This window comes from Qipengyuania sp. SM2512 (assembly GCF_054954005.1).
In genome coordinates, this window is sequence record NZ_CM143134.1 from 277,412 (window position 1) to 298,000 (window position 20,589).

9 protein-coding genes are annotated in these 20,589 nt (G+C 62.8%); 4 read left to right on the forward strand and 5 right to left on the reverse strand.

Going from position 1 to position 20,589, the window contains the following annotated elements:
• Positions 1–116 precede the first annotated feature (116 nt).
• Positions 117–3,071 (reverse strand): TonB-dependent receptor domain-containing protein, encoded by a 2,955-nt coding sequence (locus tag ACQ5J0_RS01430; protein WP_462568751.1) that lies wholly within the window; start codon positions 3,069–3,071, stop codon positions 117–119.
• 319 nt (positions 3,072–3,390) lie between these two features.
• On the opposite strand from ACQ5J0_RS01430, the gene ACQ5J0_RS01435 reads away from it, so the two are divergent.
• Entirely contained in the window at positions 3,391–3,897 is a 507-nt protein-coding gene (locus tag ACQ5J0_RS01435) for a hypothetical protein (protein WP_462568752.1), read from the forward strand.
• A 95-nt stretch (positions 3,898–3,992) separates the two neighbouring features.
• Here ACQ5J0_RS01435 and ACQ5J0_RS01440 read toward each other — a convergent pair whose 3' ends face one another.
• The 3 genes from ACQ5J0_RS01440 to clpB all read right to left on the reverse strand — a co-directional run bounded on the left by ACQ5J0_RS01440 (position 3,993) and on the right by clpB (position 12,504).
• A complete protein-coding gene (locus ACQ5J0_RS01440) occupies positions 3,993–5,918 on the reverse strand; it encodes an alpha/beta hydrolase family protein (RefSeq protein ID WP_462568753.1) in 1,926 nt (641 codons plus the stop codon).
• A gap of 181 nt (positions 5,919–6,099) precedes the next feature.
• Entirely contained in the window at positions 6,100–9,657 is a 3,558-nt protein-coding gene (locus ACQ5J0_RS01445; RefSeq protein WP_462568754.1) for a TonB-dependent receptor domain-containing protein, read from the reverse strand.
• A 267-nt stretch (positions 9,658–9,924) separates the two neighbouring features.
• Positions 9,925–12,504 carry an ATP-dependent chaperone ClpB gene (clpB, locus tag ACQ5J0_RS01450; RefSeq protein WP_462568755.1) on the reverse strand — a complete coding sequence of 860 codons (2,580 nt, stop codon included), beginning with the start codon at positions 12,502–12,504 and terminating at the stop codon, positions 9,925–9,927.
• 214 nt (positions 12,505–12,718) lie between these two features.
• Here clpB and ACQ5J0_RS01455 point away from each other — a divergent pair, with 214 nt between their 5' ends.
• From ACQ5J0_RS01455 to ACQ5J0_RS01465, 3 genes are all read left to right on the forward strand, one after another.
• Positions 12,719–14,944 (forward strand): penicillin acylase family protein, encoded by a 2,226-nt coding sequence (locus ACQ5J0_RS01455; protein ID WP_462568756.1) that lies wholly within the window; start codon positions 12,719–12,721, stop codon positions 14,942–14,944.
• A gap of 38 nt (positions 14,945–14,982) precedes the next feature.
• A complete protein-coding gene (locus ACQ5J0_RS01460; RefSeq protein WP_462568757.1) occupies positions 14,983–17,922 on the forward strand; it encodes a M16 family metallopeptidase in 2,940 nt (979 codons plus the stop codon).
• A gap of 95 nt (positions 17,923–18,017) precedes the next feature.
• The gene (locus ACQ5J0_RS01465; protein ID WP_462568758.1) at positions 18,018–18,323 is read left to right on the forward strand and encodes a hypothetical protein; all 306 of its coding nucleotides are present in this window, start codon (positions 18,018–18,020) and stop codon (positions 18,321–18,323) included.
• Between the two features lie 80 nt (positions 18,324–18,403).
• On the opposite strand, the gene ACQ5J0_RS01470 is transcribed toward ACQ5J0_RS01465, so the two are convergent.
• Positions 18,404–20,584, reverse strand: a complete 2,181-nt coding sequence (locus ACQ5J0_RS01470) for a S46 family peptidase (protein WP_462568759.1) — start codon at positions 20,582–20,584, stop codon at positions 18,404–18,406.
• Positions 20,585–20,589 lie beyond the last annotated feature (5 nt).

Below are 20,589 nucleotides of genomic sequence, written 5' to 3' on the forward strand. Positions count from 1 at the left end.
CCGGACGTTCTTCAAACTCCGACCGCGCGTCCGGCCCATGAACAAAGAGCATAGAAAAAGGGCGGCGGACCGAGGTCCACCGCCCTTCAATCTTTCGCCTTGCGGCAGACGCGTTCTTAGAACTTGAACGTGCCCGACACGAAGTAACGGCGACCAAGCACGTCGTAGGTGCTCGGATAGGTATTGGCCTGCTCCTGGTTGTCGCCCAGCAGCAGCGAGTTCGGACGACCGACCACGTTGCCGTTCGCATCGAACACCGGAGTGTCCGGAAGCGTGTTGAACAGGTTGTTCACACCGAGGTTCATGCTGAAGTTCTCGTAGATGTCGAAACCGAACGAGAGATCGATTAGATCGTAGGCTTCGATCGTCTCGATACCGTTTGCCGCAGCATAGTTCGTATCATCATCGTCGTCACCCACGGCGCTGATGTGGCGCCAGGCGATCGAAGTGGTCACCGGACCGTCGATGAACGAAGCACGGCTCGTCCACTTGAATTCCGGCGTCGGTTCTCCGCAGGTGAGGCCGAACTGACCAGCACATTCGATAACGGCCTCGGGATTGGCAACGTCGGGCACGAAGAACGAGCTTTCGGTCCAGGTTCCGAGGAACGACAAGTTGACCCGCTGTTCGCCGGTGTCGGTGAAGAGCGAAAAGGGGATCGAAGAGGTGTAGTTCACTTCGAGATCGACACCCGAGACGCCGAGTTCGGCGATGTTTGCACCGCCAAGCACCGGAGCATTCTGACGATCGTAAGCACCGGTCACATCACGCTTGCCAACAAAGTTGGCGCAGTTGGCAGAGTTGATGCTTGCCGACGGAGCACGGCCATTGCCGCCGAAACACAGATCCAATGCAGTCTGAAGACCGATCGTAGTGATTGCATTGTCGATCTGGATGTCGAAATAGTCGGCGGTGATGGTCAGACCCGGGACGAACGCCGGCTGCAGCACCACACCTGCGGTGAAGCTGTCGGAAACTTCCTCGCTCAGATTAGGGTTGCCGCCAAAGAGCGCTGCGATCTGCGCGTCCGGCTGGATCGTCGTCGAGTTGCCGAGGTTGCCTACCGGAACGCCGTTGGCGACGCAGAGATCTCGCAGAGCCCCCGAAGTCGCCGCTGCTGTACCGCAAGGATCGGTAGCGGCAGGGAACCCGATCGCCGTACCCTGGAAGAGTTCGGCGACGTTGGGCGCACGGATAGCACGCTGATATTGGGCACGGAAGGTGATGTCCCGTACCGGCGAGAACTGAATGCCGCCGGCATAGGTGAAGGCGTCACCGACAGTTTCGAGCGAGTACTGCGAATAGCGCGCGGCGCCGTTCAGCTCGAGGCGGGCTGAGCCGAATTCGAGCGGAACGTTCAATTCGCCGAAAGCTTCCTTCACATCGTAGCTGCCTTCGGTTGCGTCACCGGCGTTGAAGCCGATCACGTCGCCCGAGGACAGCGCGGTGTCGGGAAGGAATTCCGATGCCACCTTGCGGTATTCGGTACCGACCGCAAAGCCGATCGGCTCGGCGGTGCCGATGGCGAAATCGCCCAGAGTGCCGGAGATCGTGGCATTCACCACTTCCAACGTCGAGACATCGCCGTTCTGCGCCTGGATCGAAATCTGCTCGACCATTTCGGGCGTCAGCGTGTTCAGACCGAACACATTGATCGGGGTTGCGGTGCCATCGAGGCCGGCGATAAAGGCGGAAGCCGAGATATTGCCACCTTGGATGTTCGCATTGCGAGTGCGAGCGTAGAAGTAGTTCGCATCGTACTGCAGGTAGTCGCCGATCGGGCCACGCACGCCGCCAAGAACGCGGAATGCATTGCGCTCGTCGAGCGAGTTACGCGGACCGGTCTCGATGGTACGGCGACGAACCTGGAGATCGACGATCCCATCGTTGGCGTCAGCACCGGTTTCGGTCGCATCTAGCTGCTGTAGCTGGGCGAAATCGGTGGGTGTCAGGAACTGCTGAACAGATGCGAGATCAACGCCAATGTTCAGACCAATCGGTGTAGCGGCCAGCTCGGTCGCCACGCGGTTGTTCACGAAAGTGACTTCGGTGTAAAACGTGTGGCCACCGCCGATGTCGTAATCGGCATAGCCACCCATCAGGTACCGCTCCTGCGGGACTTGGAGGTAGTTAACCGGAGCGTAGTTGTACGCATCGTTGGCGAACGGACGGAAGTCGCCGGGGCTGTCGAACACGACGAGGCCATTGGCATCGAATTCGGTGCCAGTCGTATCGCCGTCACCCAAGTAGGTGAGGCGACCTTCAGGAAGGATCGACGAACCGCCCTGCGTCAGCGGGGGACCGAACACGGTATCGCTCAACGCGAACCGCGAGAAACCGCGATCGCCCTGGAAGACCGATGAGCGATTGTAGTATTCGGCAAAAACGGTGGCGCTACCGCGGCCATCGGCGAATGCAGTGCCGATCGCGCCGTGGATTTCGTAGGTCTCGCCGTCGCCTTCTTCGGTCAGGCCGTACTGGCCGCCCATTTCGACACCTTCGACATCGCGAAGCCGGAAGTTGACGACCCCCGCAAGAGCGTCGGAACCGTAAACGGCCGAAGCACCGCCGGTTACGACATCAACCGAGTCGATCAGGAACGAGGGGATGGTGTTGAGATCGACGACCTGGGCGGTATCGAAGAACATCCAGCGACGGCCGTTAACCAGCACGAGGTTACGGTTGGTACCGAGACCGCGCAGGTTGAGCGTTGCGGTGCCGTTGCCGGGGTTGTTCGAGAAAGACGTGGTGCCGGGAATAACCTGCGGAAGGGTGTTGATGACGTTCTCGACGTTCACCGTACCCGAAAGCTGGAATTCTTCGTCGCCGACGACGGCAACGGGAGCAGCGGTCTCAACGTTGCGGCGCGCGATGCGCGAACCGGTAACGACGATCGGCTCGCTAAATCCGACTGTTTCGGGGTTGTCTGGTGCAGCCTGCAGCGCAGGCTCCTGATCGGTCGCGTCGTCAGTGTTGCCGGTGGCGGTCTGCGCGTGCAGCGGAGCCGCGAACATGGCGCCAGCCATGATCGTGCCCGTAAGCAGCGAAGCCTTAGTGAAGCGATAAGACATTGCTATCCCCTTTGTAACGGGAAGCGACCACCGCCCCCCATTTGTAAAAGATTTGAGTCCGGAACCTAGTCCGAATGGCAATCGTCTAAGGCAATCAGGACGCCCGCAGCAATGGAAGTCGTGCCAACATGCGCCGGAACTTCACCGGTGTGACATTGCGGTTACAGTTGACACCAGCCCCGGGAAACGGCGCATAGCGGGGAAATTGCCAGGGCAAGGGATACCACCGATGTTCGAAGATTCAATTCCGATCCGCCATGCGAATCCTGGGCGCAGCAGTGCCCGAGCCTGGAAACGGGTCCCCGGTGCATCACTGGGGTTGGCGCTGGCGGTCGCTGTGTCGCCGGCGGGGGCGCAGGCTCAAGACGCAGACTCAACACCTTCGGCCGATTATGTCGCCCAGCTCAAATCCTGCCGCAGCATCGCCGAGGGAGCCGAACGCCTCGCCTGCTTTGACAAGGCTGCGGGAGAGATCGTCGCGGCGACCGAGAGCGGAGAGGTGAGCATCGTCGACCGCGAACAGGTGCGCGAGACCCGCCGAAGCCTGTTCGGCTTTACGATGCCCAAATCAGGCATTTTCGGAAGCAGCGATGACGAGGACGACAGCTCGATGCTTGAATCCACTATCACCGATGTCCGGCGATTGCAGGGCGACACCTATGTGATCACCATCGCCGAGGGGAGCAAGTGGCAGATGAGCAATGTACCCATGCGCCTCCGGGACCCGCGCGAAGGCGACGCGGTGGTGTTCAAGAAGGCGGCGCTGGGTTCGTATTTTATCCGCATCGCGGGGCAGAACGGGGTCAAGGGGCGACGCATCGAATAAGCGTCTTCCGTGTGCTGCCGCAATGAACCTTCCAAAAAAGAAAACCCCCGCAACCCTCAAGGGCTGCGGGGGTTCTTTGTCAGAAGCTCTGAACCCTAGAGCCCGCCGGGCCCGCAATCATTGGCGAGGAAGTCGAGCATCTTGGTGAAGAACGCCTCCTGATGCTCGTACATGAGCGTGTTGTAGAAGTGGTCCGCGCCTTCGAGCGTTAGGTACTGGGCATCGGTCTTGCCCGCCCGCTCCATCGCCTTCTTGTAGTCCGTGAAATTGAAATACATCACCCGCGCATCGACGTCGCCATGGACCATCAGCACCGGGACATTGACCTTGGATACCTCGTTGATCGGATTGATGCCGATCATGCCGCGGCGCTTGGCCCACTCGTCGATCGCCTTGGGCGTATAGGCGTTGCTGCGCATCTTGTAGACCTTTTCGGGGTCGGCCACCGCCGCGCCGGCAATGACGCACTGGTACAGGTTCGGCTCGCGCGAAGCGGCAACCAGGGCGGCATAGCCGCCGTAGGACCAGCCGAACATCGCCATCCGGTCGGGATCGACGAGACCCTGGTCGACGAGATATTGCGCCCCGTCGTCCTTGTCGTCCTGCATGGCCAGGCCGTGCTGTCCATAGGCGGAATCGAAGTGATCCTGACCCCAGCCCACCGACATGCGGTATTGCGGCTGAAGCACCATGTAGCCGGCGTTGGCGAGCAGCTGGCCCCATTCGTCATAGGTGATGACCTCGTTCACGTGAGGACCGCCGTGAGGCAGAACAACCAGCGGAAACGGCCCTTCGCCATTTGGCTTCGTCACGTAAGCGGGGATCATCTTGCCGTCGCGCGCGGGGTAGCGAATGAACTCGACGTCCGCGAGTTGCTCGGGCTTGAGCAGCGGATTGCGGCTACCGAGCTTGGCCATGCGGCCGTCTTTCACCAGCCAGTAGGAGCCTGGATCGCGTGGGCCGCGGTTGGTCACGATCATCGTATTGCCATCGCGCGAGCGGCTGGAAATGCTCACCTGATGGGCATTGGGAATCTGCTGTTCGAGGGCCTCGTAGAGCGCCTTTTCCTCGTCGTCGAACCACACCCTCTCCATCTTCGCCCATGGGTAGCGGGCCGCGACGAGCGTATCCTTGCCTGGAATGGAGTGGGTCTGGATGCCCATGATGTCGGCGGCGTTGGTGCCGGCGAGCTTCTCGCCGAACTGGCCGGTCGAGACGTTGAACTCCCACAGTGCCGCTTTGTCTTCGCCGCGATTGTCGATGATGTAGGCAATGTTGGGATCGTCCGCCTTGAAGCCGACCGGACCCATGAAACCGCCCAGCACGCGATAGAGGTTCTCATGCTCGTTCTGGCTGTAGCGCTCGCCGAACTCCTTCCAAGAGCCGTCGCCGGGCGCGCGATAATACGTGACGAGCTCGTTTGAACCCGGCTCGACCGAGCTGGTGAACCGCGGGTTGCCGTCATTGTCGAAAATCGCCGTCGGGAACTTCTCGTTCCCCTTCAACACAAGCGAGCGAGCACCGGTATTGAGATTGAAACGATAGTAGGACCGCGGACGGAACGCCGCAAAAGGATCGACACCGGTGCCATCGGCAACCGCATTGCCAGATCCGATCAGGATCGTGTCCGGCTCCTTGGGAAGCAGGTTCACCAGCGCGAAATTGCCTGGCAAATCCTTGAACTTGTTGGTTTCCAGATTGTAGGAAAAGGCCTTGTAATCATAGGTCCCCTCTTCGGGACCTTTGACCGAACTGCGGTTCTGTTGCCATGCGGTACCGAACAGATACTTGTCGCTGACCCACTGGACCCCGATGATTTCCATCGGATCCGCGTTCAGCCGCTTGATCGGCTTGCTCATGTCATCGGTGTTGTAGATCTCGAGCAGGTAGTCGCCTTCCTTGCTTTCGACCTTGTGCACGAGGACATGCTTGCCATCGGGCGACACCTGAACCGCGTTGATGACGTCACGAAGCGCCCAGACCTCGACGGGGATCGAGGGTTGACCGGCGGATTGCGCCAAAATTGGCGCCGAAGGCAATGCAAGGCCAAGAGTGCCTGCAGCAGCCGCCAAAAGGGCTGATTTCAAAAGTTTCATAATGCGACTCTCACAAGATTTCCGAACTCGGGGAATTGAAGCGAAAAAGGCGACCCCATGCAAGCATGAAGTCGCCCCTTTCATGGTCGATGCCGGATGAACGGCCTCAGAAGTCGTAACGAACCGAAGCAAAGAACTCGCGGCCGTCGTAATCATAGCCGTTGCCGATCGCGGTGTTGGCGATGGAAAGCACTTCATTGCCATCGACTAGCGGCGGCGCCGTGTTGAACACGTTGTCCACGCCCGCGATGATCGTCATGCGATCATCGCGGAAACGCAGCGAAACGGTGTGCAGGAACTGTTCGTCGGCAAAGCCGATATCGCGGCAGAAGCGACCGTCACCTGCCACTACGCCACTCGGCGAACCATTGCCGAGGCAAGTATCGCTGAAGAAGCCGGTCTCTTCGCCATCGGGACCAAAGCCGAACGCGTCCGAGAATTCGTCGAGACCTGCTTCGTCTTGCTGGACGGAACCAGTATACCGGGTTGCCCAGGTAAACCGGAACTTGTCGATGTCCGCAGTGAACTGGGCGCTACCGGTCCACTTCGGAAAACCGAACTCACCCGTATCGTCTTCGAATACACGATCGCCCTGAGCAGAGATAAACAGAGAACTGCGTTCGACGAGATGGTTCGCACGGAGCGTCAGGCCGAAATCGACGAATTTGCCAAAGACATTGAGCTCTTTCCCCAGGAAGGCGTTGAAGTCGATGCCGCGGACACTTTCCTGGTCCTGGTTGACGAAGGTCGGCTGGACATCCGTAATCAGACCCCGGCTTGTCGGTGTCACACCATAAGACAGGAGATCGCAGAACGAACTGCGTTGGCCATCATCTCGGGTGAAGCAATCATTGATGATGAACTGGGATCCCAGTTCGATGATGGCATCCTTGACCTTGATGTCGAAGTAGCTTGCGCCGAGTGACACGTCGAAACCTTCGCCGAAGGTTTCTTCGAAAGCGAAGCCAGCTGTTATTGACCGCGAGGTTTCGGGATCGATATCAAAGCTGCCAGCCGTCTCGACCTCGATACTGGTGGTATTCACCGTGCTCGCACCATTCGTGCCTACCGTGAAGGGATCGCGTCCTTCACGCTGACAGGCCGCGATAACATTGGGGTCGCGGGTGTCCTGATCTGCCTGATAGCCCCCGTTCAGCGGTTCATATGCGGCGCCCGGGACCGCACAGGGATCGGCCAAAGTCAGGAAACCGGACTGCCCAAGCAGGAAGTTCTCACGCAGGTTCGGCGCGCGGAACGAGGTGCCATAGCTCATCTTCAGCAGCAACGAATCGATCGGCCGCCAGCCACCCTTAATCGAATAGGTGTAATTGGTGCCGTAGAACTCGTCATCGGTGAGGCGACCGGAAAGGTTGAGGCTGAGTTCGCGAACCCAAGGCTTGTTGGCCTCGAGGGGAATGTCGATTTCGGCGAATGCCTCCTTCGTGACCTTGCTGCCGACCGCACCGCGGTCGCGGAAGAAGCCGAAGAACAGGCCGTTCGCCGCCACGTCATTCGGCTTGGAGTCGATGCTGTCTTTGCGGAACTCGACGCCGAGCACCGCCCCGACAGGACCGGCCGGAAGCGTGAAGAGATCGCCGGTGATGAAGGCGTTGCCGATGATTTGCTCATAGGTCGTGTCGAAACGACGGACGCCGAAGACGTAGTCACGCTCCGCCTGAGTGGCAAAATCCCCGATTGCGCCGGTCAGAAGGCTCGGCGCAAAAAGGTTCACCGGTACGCAACCCTGGAGAAGATCCGGCATGGCCAGGTCGGGGTTGGCAAGACCGGCAGCGTTACATGCACCGATATTCTGCGGATCTCCCGCGAAAAGATCGAGATTGGAATCGTAGTTGTCTGCAATACCATCGCCGGCATTGTCCGGGATTCCATCACCGTCGGCATCGGTGTCGCTATCGGCGATGCCATTTCCGCTGAAGTCAGCGGTCGGATCGATACCCAGCGCGAAGGCAAGCTTGTCTTCACGAATACCGGAACGGATCGAGACACCTTCCGAACGCGAATAGACGCCCGAGACTTCGAAAGTCCAACTGGGAGCAAGGAAGGGAAGGTCGCCGCGAACACCAACGACACCGCGATAGAGTTCCTGCGTGACGTCGGTGTTGTTGCGATCTCCGCGTACCGCGATGATCGGGCTGACGGGCAGACTGAAGCCATAGTTGCCGCGGGGGTTACCCGGAACACCGGGAGGGTTGTAGACCGGGAAATTGTTGATCGCGTTATCGATCTGGCGGCAATCGACCCCGTTCGGATTGATCCGGCTGCCATCGGCGTTGGTATCGATGTTGCACGGATTGAACTGATTGTCGGACGGCACATAGGGGAAGACCTGCGCAACGCCGGTATTGTCGGCGAAGATTTCCGCGCGGCTGTAATTGGCCTCGAAGAACGGCGTGATGTTGCCGGCGCCCGGGAAAGTGTATTCGCCGTATGCCATCACGTTGTAGAGCTTTTGCTCGCTCAGGAACACCTGATCGCGATTGGCACCGTTGGTGTTGACGTCCTGGAAGTCGACATCGCGGATACCGTCCCCATTGCTGTCGATCGGATCCCCGAAGGCATTGGTCGAATCCGCATAAGGGAAGTTTGGATAGCCGGGGAAGTTGCCGTTGCCATCGGGCTGGAAATAGATCGAGCCCGAGAAGTTGTACGGGTTGAAGATACGCCCCGAGATCCCATCGACCTTGCACTCATTCTCCGAGACCGAAATCGCCCCGCCAGATGCGTCCAGAACCAGGGCGTTGTCGTACTTGCCAACCGTGTAAATATTGCCGTCTTGGTCGACTTCGTAGTGCTTGTCGCAACCGCGGAAGAAGCCGCGATCATTCAGGCGAACGGTATCGCGATAATCGTATTCCGCGCCGATACCGATAAAGCCGCGGTCGAAATTCACGCCGTAAGCTGCGCTGACCGTGTAGTCTTCACCAGCGCCCTGCGGATTGACCTCGCCACGAGCATAGAGCTCAAGCCCATCGAAGTCCTTGCGCAGGATGATGTTGCCGACGCCGGCCACAGCGTCCGAGCCGTAGACAGAGGATGCACCGTCGAGCAGGAGGTCGTAGCGATCGACCAGCGAGCCGGGAAACAGGTTGATTGAGGGATTGGTCGGAGCGCCTTCAACACCAGCCGGCGCGAGGCGACGGCCATTGAGGAGAAGCAGCGTTCGGTTCGCACCCAGCCCGCGCAGGTTCAGGGTCTGCGAACCGGGACCATTGTCGAGCACGAAACCCTGGAAGGTTGCGTCGATCTGCTGACCGGAAGCGGATTCGGACCGCTGGAGAATCTGGGAGGGGTCGAACAGCCCCGCCTCGTTGGAAGCTTCAGTGGTGATAACTTGCAGCGGCGAAATGCTGGAGTAGGTATCGCGCTTGATGCGTGAGCCGGTCACGACGATCGCGCCTGGCGCCTGCGCGCCGGTAGCACCAGTATCCGTCACATCGACAGCATCATCCGCGCCCGGTGCGTTGCTCGAAACACCGTCCGGCGTGTCGGACTGAATGACGCACTCGCCATTCACCTCTTCCTGGCCGATGGGACATTCGATTTCATCCGCGGCCTGCGCCCAAGCGGGTGCGGCGGAAACGAGAGCGAGGACCGAAGCGGATACCGCCAGGCCCTTGAGTGAATTCTGGTGCAATTTTGTCATTGAGAACTCCAGTCGCGACAACTGGGTCTGGCGACCCCCACATCCCTCAACACTCCATCATTTGGAGCCTGCCGTTTCCCCAACGGCAGGTTCCGAGATGTTGATGGTGTAGAATTCCAGCCCCTTCGATGGGGCATTAATTGCGCCAAGCTGAACGCCTTGTCAAAGCGCCAAAGCGAGTTTTGACGCAGCTGTGACTGGAATCACACGATTGTAACATTGCAACAAAAAGCTGGTTTTTTGTTGCGGGAGCATCCGTTCGTTGCGTCAGACGATCTCCATCCGCAGTTCCCCGTCTCCCTCGTCGATCCGGACCGTCGCGCCGTCGGGCACCTCGCCCTTGAGAATCCGGTCCGCCAGCGGGTCCTGAACATAGCGCTGGACAGCGCGTTTCAGCGGCCTTGCGCCATAGACCGGATCGTAGCCCACCCGCCCCAGCCAGCGCAGCGCGGCGTCGGTCAGCTCGAGCACGATCTTGCGGTCGGCGAGCAGCTTCTGCACCCGGCCGATCTGGATCGCGACGATCGGCGCCATGTCCTCCATCCCCAACCGGTGGAACAGGATGATCTCGTCGAGCCGGTTGAGGAATTCGGGGCGGAAATGCCCGCGCACCACATCCATCACCTGCGGCTCGACATCCGCGACCTGCTGGTCGTCGGTCATATTGGCGAGATATTGGCTGCCCAGATTCGAGGTGAGGATAATGAGCGTGTTGGAAAAATCGACCCGCCGGCCCTGCCCGTCGGTGAGCCGCCCGTCGTCGAGCACCTGCAGCAGCACGTTGAAGACGTCGGGATGCGCCTTCTCGACCTCGTCGAACAGCACCACCTGATAGGGGCGGCGCCGCACCGCCTCGGTGAGCACCCCGCCCTCCTCGTAGCCGACATAGCCCGGAGGCGCGCCGATCAACCTGGCGACCGCGTGTTTCTCCATGAACTCGCTCATGTCGATGCGGACCATCGCGTCGTCGTCGTCGAACAGGAAGGTGGCGAGCGCCTTGGTCAGCTCGGTCTTGCCCACGCCCGTGGGGCCCAGGAACAGGAAGCTGCCCAGCGGCCGGTTGGGATCCTGCAGGCCCGCACGCGCGCGCCGCACGGCCTTGGACACCGCATCGATCGCCTGGCGCTGGCCGATCACCCGCTTGCCGAGGATTTCCTCCATCTGGAGCAGCTTCTCGCGCTCGCCCTCGAGCATCCGGTCGACCGGAATCCCGGTCCAGCGGCTCACCACGCCGGCGATGTCTTCCTCGGTCACTTCCTCGCGCAGCAGCGCGTTCTCGGTGTGGCCCGAGGCTTCCTCGAGCTGCTTTTCCAGCGCGGGGATGCGCCCGTAGGACAATTCACCAGCCTTGGCGAGATCGCCCGCACGCTGCGCCTGTTCCAGCTCCAGCCGCGCGGCGTCGAGGTCTTCCTTGAGCCGGCTTTCGGCGTGGATCTTGTCGCGCTCGTTCTGCCAGCGGGTGGTCAGCTCGCTCGATTGCTGCTCGAGCTCCGAGAGCTCCTTGCGTAAGGCTTCGAGCCGGTCCTTCGAGGCGCGGTCGCTTTCCTTCTGAAGCGCCTGCTCCTCGATCTTGAGCTGGATGATCCGCCGGTCGAGCCCTTCAATCTCCTCGGGCTTGCTCTCGACCTCCATGCGGATCCGGCTCGCGGCCTCGTCCATCAGGTCGATCGCCTTGTCGGGCAGGAAGCGGTTCTGGATGTAGCGGTTGGAGAGCTGCGCCGCCGCGACGATCGCGCCATCGGTGATCCGCACCCCGTGGTGCAGTTCGTATTTGTCCTTGATGCCGCGCAGAATCGAGATCGTGTCCTCGACGCTGGGCTCGTCGATATAAACCGACTGGAAGCGGCGTTGCAGCGCCGGGTCCTTCTCGACGTATTTCTGGTATTCGTCGAGCGTGGTCGCGCCGATGCAATGCAGCTCGCCGCGGCTGAGCGCGGGCTTGAGCAGGTTGGAGGCATCCATCGAGCCCTCGCTCGCGCCCGCTCCGATCAGCGTGTGCATCTCGTCGATGAAGAGGATGATCTGCCCGTCGGCGTTCTTGACCTCGTCGAGCACCGCTTTCAGCCGCTCCTCGAACTCGCCGCGGTATTTCGCGCCCGCGATCAGCGAACCCATGTCGAGGCTCATCAGCGTGCGCCCCTTGAGGCTGTCGGGCACATCGCCATTGGCGATCCGCAGCGCGAGCCCCTCCGCGATCGCGGTCTTGCCGGTGCCGGGTTCGCCGATCAGCGCGGGGTTGTTTTTGGTCCGCCGAGCGAGGATCTGGACGGTGCGGCGGATTTCCTCGTCGCGGCCGATCACCGGGTCGAGCTTGCCGTCGCGCGCCGCCTGGGTGAGATCGCGGGCGTACTTCTCCATCGCGTCGTAGGATTCCTCGGCGCTCGCCGAAGTGGCCCGGCGCCCGCCGCGCAGTTCGGTTATCGCCGCCTCGAGCTTGGCGGGATCGAGGTTAGCCGCCTTGAGCGCCTGCCCGGCCGAGGTGGTGCTGGCGAGCGACAGCGCCACCAGCAGCCGTTCGACGGTGACATAAGCATCGCCCGATTTCTCGGCGACCTGTTCGGCTTGGTCGAGCACCCGCACGGCATCATTGTCGAGCCCGGGGGTCGCCTGCGCGCCGCTGCCCGATACCGCGGGAATTTTGGCGAGCGCCGCATCGACCTCGTCCTCCACCATCCGCGGATTGCCGCCGGCGCGCGCGATGAGCCCCGAGGCCATTCCTTCGGAATCCTCGATCATCGCCTTGAGCAGGTGAGCGGGCGAAATCCGCTGGTGGTTCATGCGTATCGCGACGGTCTGCGCGGCCTGCAGGAAACCCTTTGCGCGGTCGGTGAATTTTTCCAGATTCATAGAACAGCCCCTCTATGGATGACCCAGCGTATATAGTGTTGCCATTTCGCAACACAAGGTCGCGCTTCCCAAATATCTTCACCTGCTCGCAGTGTCCTACCCGAACATAGGGGTACTCGCCGGCGGAGACAGGGGCTCTGCGCAAATTTTCTTCGCTTGCGGGCTTGTCCCGGGACGCGAGGCGGCTACTCCCTTGCGCCAAGAGAGGAATTTCATGACCAAATGGCTGTCGCGCATGGGCTTCGCCCTGCTTCTTGTCGTGCTGCTCGCCTTTGTCGCGCTGGCGACGTGGGAGCCGTTCTGGGCCAAGCGCGACGGCGTGTCGCCGCCTATGCGCGAATACACCGCCGAGATCGTCCGCGACGAGTTCGGCGTGCCGCATATCTATGGCGAGACCGATGCCGATGTCGCCTATGGCGTCGCCATCGCTCACGCCGAGGATGATTTCTTCACCCTGCAGGATGTCGCCGCGATGAGCGTCGGCCGCTATGGCGCGATCGCCGGACAGGACGGCGCGGCGGTCGATTACGTCTACCATCTGCTCGGCGCGCGCGACACCGCCGAGCGCCACTACCCCGCTCTGCCCGCCGACACCCGGGCGCTGTTCGAAGCCTACGCCAGCGGGCTCAACCAATATGCCCGCGAGCACCCCGGCGAGATCAAGCTGGCGAACCTGTTTCCACTCGACGGAACGGATATCGCGGCAGGGTTCGCGCTGCGTCAACCGTTCTTCTTCGGGCTCAACAACGTCATCGAGCCCCTGGTGGCGAACGAGCCTTTGCGGCCCGAATTCGGCCCGGCGATCACGCCCGACGCCGAAGCGTCCGACGACGGGATCCCACCCGCGCGCGTCATCCGCGCAGACGACGAACCCGAAACGACCGCCCGCGCCTACCCCCTTCCGATGGGCGACGACGGTGCGCTGTCGGGCTCCAACGCCTTTGCCGTCGCGCCAGAGAAGTCCGGCGGCCCGACCATGCTGATCTCCAACGCCCATCAGCCCTGGCGCGGCGGAGTGGCCTGGTACGAACTGGTGGTCGAAAGCGGCGAGGGCTGGCACTATGCCGGGGCCAATTTCCCCGGCAGCCCCTTCCCCTTCCTCGGCCACAACGAGAATCTGGGCTGGACCAACACGGTCAACCGTCCGGACATGGTCGATGTCTACAAGCTCGTCCTCGACGACAGCGGCACGCGTTACAAATTGGGCGACCGCTGGCTCGAGCTGGAAGAAGAAACCGTCACCCTGCCCGTCCGCATCGGCCCGGTCACACTGCCGATCCGGCGCACGGTCCATCGCAGTGTCCACGGTCCGGTGATCGTCAACGACAGCGGCGCCTTCGCGATCCGCTACGGCGGGATCGACGATCTTGGCCAGCTCGACGCCTATTACCGGCTCAACAAGGCCGAAAATCTGGAGCAGTTCGAGAGTATTCTGGCGCGGATGGACATTCCCAGCACCAATTTCATCTATGGCGATCAGGAAGGCAACATCGCCTATGTCTACAACGCCGCGCTGCCCGATCGGAAGCCGGGCGTGAACTGGCGCGGCATCCTCCCCGGCGACGATCCCTCGCTGATCTGGACCGGGCCGGTCGCCTACGAACGCCTGCCGCGCTATGTGAACCCGGCCAGCGGCTGGCTCTACAACGCCAACAACACGCCCTTCACCGCAGCGGGCGCGGGTAGCGATCTTTCGCCGGAGGATTTCGCGCCGGAACTTGGTGTCGAGATGAAGCAGACCAATCGCTCGCGCCGTGCTTGGGAGCTGATGAGCGCCAGCGACCGCATCGACCGCGACCGGCTCGCGGCGATCAAATACGATACCGTCTACGCGCGCTCGGGCTACGTCGCGCGGCTGTGGGATGCGCTCGAGGCCATCGACCTGTCGGACGATGCCGAACTCGACCGCGCGCGAAACCTGCTACTCGGCTGGGACTTCAACGCCGACAATATCGGACCGGCGGATTCGCTGGCGCTGCTGGTGATCCGCGACTTCATGTCGTCCGAGTATCAGAACAAGCCGGAGCCCGATCTGCGCGAGGAACTGCGCGAAGCGGTCGATCATCTCGAGGAGCATTTCGGGCGGATCGATCCGCCGATGGGCGACCTGCTGAGACTGCGGCAGGGCGATGTCGATCTTCCGCTCGACGGCGGGTCCGACACTCTGCGCGCCTCGACGAGCTGGGATGTCGCCGACGACGGACGGCTGTCGGTCCGCCATGGCGACAGCTTCATCCAATGGGTCGAATGGGCGCAGGGTGAGCGCGTCTCCTCGCGTTCGATCCAGCCCTTCGGCGCGGCGACCACGCGGCCCCGAAGCAAGCACTACGCCGATCAGGCCCCGCTGTTCGTCCAGCACCGCTTGAAACCGGTCCATTTCTGGCGCGAGGACGTGCTCGCCAATGCCGCCAGCCGTAAAACCGTGACCAACCGCCAATAAGCATTTACGCCAGTGCAGCACTTCCAAGGGGATTCGCAATGATACGCATTCTTTCGACCAGCCTGATCGCGCTGAGCGTCGCCGCCTGTTCGACCGCCTATGACGAACCGATTGCCAGCGCTTCTGCCAACACTGCTGCGGATCGCCCCGCAACTGCCGCTGCAACGCCTGCAGCAGAGCAATTCGAGCCCGCGCCGCTGTCCGAACTGGTGGCGGAAGTGGACCTCCCCTTCGACAAATTCACGCTCGACAACGGTCTGACCGTGATCGTCCACGAGGACCGCAAGGCGCCGCTGGTCGGCGTATCGGTGTGGTACGATGTCGGCTCCAAGCACGAACCCGCAGGCAAGACCGGCTTCGCGCATCTGTTCGAGCATCTGATGTTCAACGGCACCGAGAACGCACCGGCGGACTGGTTCGAATATATCCAGCAGATGGGCGGCACCGACGTCAACGGCACCACCAGCCCCGATCGCACCAATTACTTCCAGACCGTGCCCACCGGCGCGCTCGACCGCGTCCTGATGCTCGAGAGCGACCGCATGGGGCATCTGCTCGACGCCGTGACGCAGGAGAAGCTCGATAACCAGCGCGGCGTCGTCCAGAACGAGAAGCGCCAGGGCGACAACAGCCCCTTCGGCCTGCTGCGTTACGAGATCTTCGAGAACCTCTTCCCCAAGGGTCATCGCTATCATCACTCGACCATCGGCTCGATGGGCGATCTCAACGCCGCCTCGATGGCGGATGTGCAGAACTGGTTCCGCGACCACTACGGACCCAACAATGCGGTGCTGGTGCTGGCGGGCGACATCGACACCGCCACTGCTCGCGCCAAAGTCCAGCAGTGGTTCGGCGACATCCCCCCCGGGCCCGAGGTTGAACACCCCGAAGTGACCGTGCCCACTCTCCCGGCGGAGAAGACCAAGGTCACCACCGACAACATCTCGACCACCCGGCTTTTCCGGATGTGGACCGTGCCCGGCTCGAACGCGCCCGAGGCGGTGCCGCTCAATCTCGCCTCGGCGGTGCTCGGCGGCCTGTCGAGCTCGCGGCTCGACAACGCGTTGGTGCGCGACGATCCGGTGGCGGTCTCGGTCTCGAGCTTCAACTATTCGCTCGAGGATGCCGGCGTCTTCATCGTCCAGGCCGATGTGAAGCTCGGCGTCGATCCGGCGGAAGTCGCCACCAAGCTCGATGCGCAGATCGCTGAGTTTCTCGCTACCGGCCCCACCGCCGACGAGCTCGAACGCGCCAAGGTCAGCACCATGGCGGGCGTGATCCGCGGGCTGGAATCGGTCGGCGGCTTCGGCGGCAAGGCGCCGCAGCTGGCCGCGGGCGAATTGTACATGGGCGATCCCGGCCAGGTCGAGAAGGAGCTCGCGGCCATGGCCGCAGCCACCCCCGAGCAGGTCCACGCGCTCGCCCGCACCTGGCTCTCGCGCCCGGTGTTCAACCTCGTGTTCAACCCCGGCGAGCGCACCGAGGGCGGCGAGAACCGCGGCGGCGCGGTGACCAATCCCGAGGGCCCCGCCAGCCTCGCCGATCTCACCCAGGCCAATTACTGCCAGTCCGAGTTCTGCGACCTCGAAGCGCTCGCCGTCTTCGCGCAGGCCGATCGTGCCACGCTGCCCGAGATCGGCACGCTCTCCGATCTCGACTTCCCCGAGATCGAGCGGGCCACGCTGTCCAACGGGATGGAAGTCTATTTCGCCCGCCGCGATGCGGTCCCGACCGTGTCGGTCATGGTCGAATTCGACGCGGGCCGCGCTGCGGAAACCCGCGCCGATTTGGGCACCCAGCGGCTGATGCTGCGGGCGATGGACGAAGGCACCGAGCGGCTCAACTCGACCGAATTCGCCATCGCGCAGGAACGTCTGGCTGCCAATATCTCGGCCGGCTTCGACGCCGACTGGACGAGCTTCTCGCTAGACGGCCTCTCGCCCAATCTCGCACCCTCGCTCGAGCTGCTGGCCGAGTTCATTCGCCAGCCCGGCTTCCGCACCGGCGATATCGAGCGCAGCCGCGCGCAACTGCTCAACGCGCTCACCGCCGAGCTCAAGGAGCCCAACCAGCTCGCCGACCGGGCGCTGCGGCGCACGCTCTATGGCGATCATCCCTACGGTCTGCCCTCGTCGGGCCTCGGCACCCCCGAGCGGCTGCAGGCGATCACCGAGGCCGATCTGCAGGGCTTCCACGACCGCTGGCTGCGCCCCGACAACGCGCGCATCTATGTCGTCGGCGACACGACGCTGGCCGAGGCCACAAGGCTGCTCGAAGCCAGCTTCGGCGACTGGCGGGCTCCGGCGGGCGCCGCTCCCGAGCGCCGCTACGATGCCCCGATCCCCGAACCGCGCCAGCGGATCGTCCTGCTCGACCGGCCCAATTCTCCGCAGTCGGTGATCTATGGCGGACTGGTGCTCGACGCGCGCGGCGGGACCGACGACCTCACCCGGCTCAGCGCCTCCAACGAAGCGCTGAGCGGCGGCTTCCTCTCGCGGATCAACATGAACCTGCGCGAGACCAAGGGCTGGTCCTATGGCGCGGGCGGCGGCGTCGGCACCGTGCTCGACCGCGTGTTCTACGGGGTGCGCGCGCCGGTCCAGGCCGACCGGACCGCAGATTCCATCGCCGAGGTCCAGCACGAGATCGACGAATTCGTCGCCACCCGCGGGGTCCAACCCAACGAGCTCGAGCGGATCATCAACAGCAACATGCGCGAGCTTCCCGGCCAGTTCGAAACCGCCGGCGACGTGCTGAGCGGGCTGGTGACGATCGTGCGCTACAATCGCGACGACGATTACTACGAGGATCTCGCCGAGACCTATCGCAATCTCACCGCCGCCGAGCTCGACGAGATCGCGCGGGCCAATTTCGTCGAGGACGACATCGTCTATGTCGTGGTCGGCGATGCCAGCGTGGTTCGTCCGCAGCTCGAGGCGCTCGATCTCGAAGTCGAACTCATCAGCCTCGAAGAGTAGCGTCCTCGTATTGACATCGATGTAAGCGACGTCGATGTCGCACTGAGTTTCAAACCGCGGCCCGCAGCGCCGGACCGCCCGACAGGAGAGCATATATGTCCGTAGCCGGTACGTACGACACCGTAGTCAAGAGCCCGATGGGCGACCAGAAGGGCACCTTCACCGTGGTCCCGGGCGATGATGGCAAGACCTTCACCGGCTCGATGGCCGGCGGCATGGGCTCGATGGACGTCAAGGACGGCACCATCGAGGGCGACACGCTCAAGTGGAAGATGGACATGACCGTTCCCATGCCGATGACGCTCGACTGCACCGCCGACGTCAACGGCGACCAGCTGACCGGCAAGGTCAACGCCGGCGCCTTCGGCGACATGGCGCTGACCGGCGAACGCCAGGGCTAAGCCCGCCAGTTCGGTAAAATAGAAGGGGCGCCGGAGGATCACTCCGGCGCCCCTTTTTCATGTCCGCTGATTTTAGGCGCCTATTCGACGATGTCCATCTCGCGGATCAGCGCATCGGCGCCATCGACCTTGTCCATCACCCACAGCATGTAGCGCGTGTCGACATGGATCGTGCGCGTGGTGCGCGGGTCGAAATCCCAGTCCGAATTGACGCTCTCGAAGGTCCCGTCGAACAGCAGCCCGACCAGCTCGGCGCGCGAATTGAGCGTGGCCGAACCCGAATTGCCGCCGGTGGAATCGAGATCGGAGAGGAAGTTCACCGGCACCGAACCGATCGCGTCGAGCGCATAGGGTCCGTAATCGCGCTTGCGGATCGCTTCGAGCTGCTTTGCGGGCGCGTTGAACGGCTCCACGCCGGTGTCCTTCTCGGTGATCCCCTCGAGCGTGGTGAAGGGCAGATAGGCCATGCCGTCGCGCGGCACCCCGCCCAGCACCTTGCCATAGGTGACCCGCAGCGTGCTGTTGGCATCGGGATAGGTGGTCACGCCCTGCGAGCGCTGCCAGTCGGTGATCGCTTCCATATAGGTCGGTCGCACCGCCAGCATGCGGCCCGCCCGCTCCTCGCCCTGCGTCTCGAGCTGCCGCTCGTAATCGTACAGCGCCACCGCGAGCTGCATGAAGGGATCGCCGCTCGCCTCGAGCTGCGCCGGCGTGGCCTCCATCAGCGCCAGCCGCTGCTGTGCCTCGTCGAGATCGGTCTGCGCGTAATAGCCGTCCAGCCGCCGCTCGAGCGCCGCATGATCGACGGTGCCGGACAGTCCCAGCGCCCGGTCGAGCGCCGGCACCCGCGAGGCGGCGGGCTGATCGAGATATTTGTCCAGGAACAGCAGCCATTCGGCCTTGTCCACCGAGGCGTCGTAGCGCCGGTCGAGCGCCTCGAGGCCCTGGCGGAAGAAGGTCATGTCGCGTTGCTGAAAGCCCGGGTCACGCTCGGCATCGGGCTTCTGGCGTTCCTTCGCGAGCCGGTAGAGCCGCTCGGCGGTCGACAGCATCTGCGAATTGGTGGCGTAATTGTACCAGAAGTTCTGCCGCGTCGCCGCGGCTTCCTCTGCGCTCAGCGCTTGCAGATCGCGCGTCGCGCTGGCGTATTCGGCGCGCGAGCGGTCGGCGCCGATCCAGTCCGCCAGCGAGGTTTCGCGAGCCCGGCGGCGGTCGACCAGACCCACCCGCCGCGCGCCCTCGATCTGGCCGCGCAGGTTCTTCTCGTAATTGTTGAGCCCCGCCAGCCGCGCTTCGTATTTCACCCGCGCATCGGATCCGGCGGGGGCGGTCTCCTCGATCGTGTCGATCCATTCGTTGAGCAGGCCCACGAAGGTCGGGTACTGCCAGCCGAAGGTGTTCTCCACTTCGGTGAGGGTGGCGTAGCGCGAGGTCGAGCCGGGGTAACCCGCCGCCATCACGAAATCGCCATCCTCGAGACCCGCGCGGCTGACCTTGAGGTGATGCTCGGGCTCGAAGGGCACGTTGGCGGTGGAATAATCCGCCGCCGAACCGTCGGGGGCGACATAGGCGCGGTAGAAGGCGAAATCGCCGGTGTGGCGCGGCCACATCCAATTGTCGACGTCGCCGCCGTATTTGCCGATCGAATCCGCGGGCGCATAGACCAGCCGGACGTCGCGCACCTCGAGCCGCTTGATCAGCTTGTACTGGTCGCCGCCGTAGAAGCTGGCCACGAGGCAGCGATGGCCGGCATCCTGCTCGCACTCGGCGACGATGTCCTTCATGCGCTGCTCGATCGTGTCGTAGCGGGCGTTGGGCGCGAGCCGCTCGGTCCCGGCGCGCATCCGCTCGGTGACGTCGCTCTCGGCCACGGTCACGTAGATGCGCGAACCCGGGGCCGCCTGAAGCTCGTCGCGCTTGGCCTTGGCGAGAAAGCCGTTCTCGAGATAGTTGTTCTCGGCGGTGGAATTGTACTGCACCGATCCGCGCGCGCAGTGATGGTTGGTGACCACCAGCCCCGCGGGCGAGACGAAGCTGGCCGAACACCCACCCAGCGAAACGATCGCGCCCATCGGGAAACCGGTCAGATCGGACAGCGCCTCGGGCGAGATTTCCAGACCCGTATCGCGCAGATCTGCAGCGATCTCGGGCAACTGGTCGGGCGTGAACATGCCCTCCTTGGCGGCAAGCGGCGCGGTCGGCGACAGGGCGGTTGCGGCGACCCCGGCTAGCAGCGTGGCGGTCAGAGCGGATTTCAGCATGATAC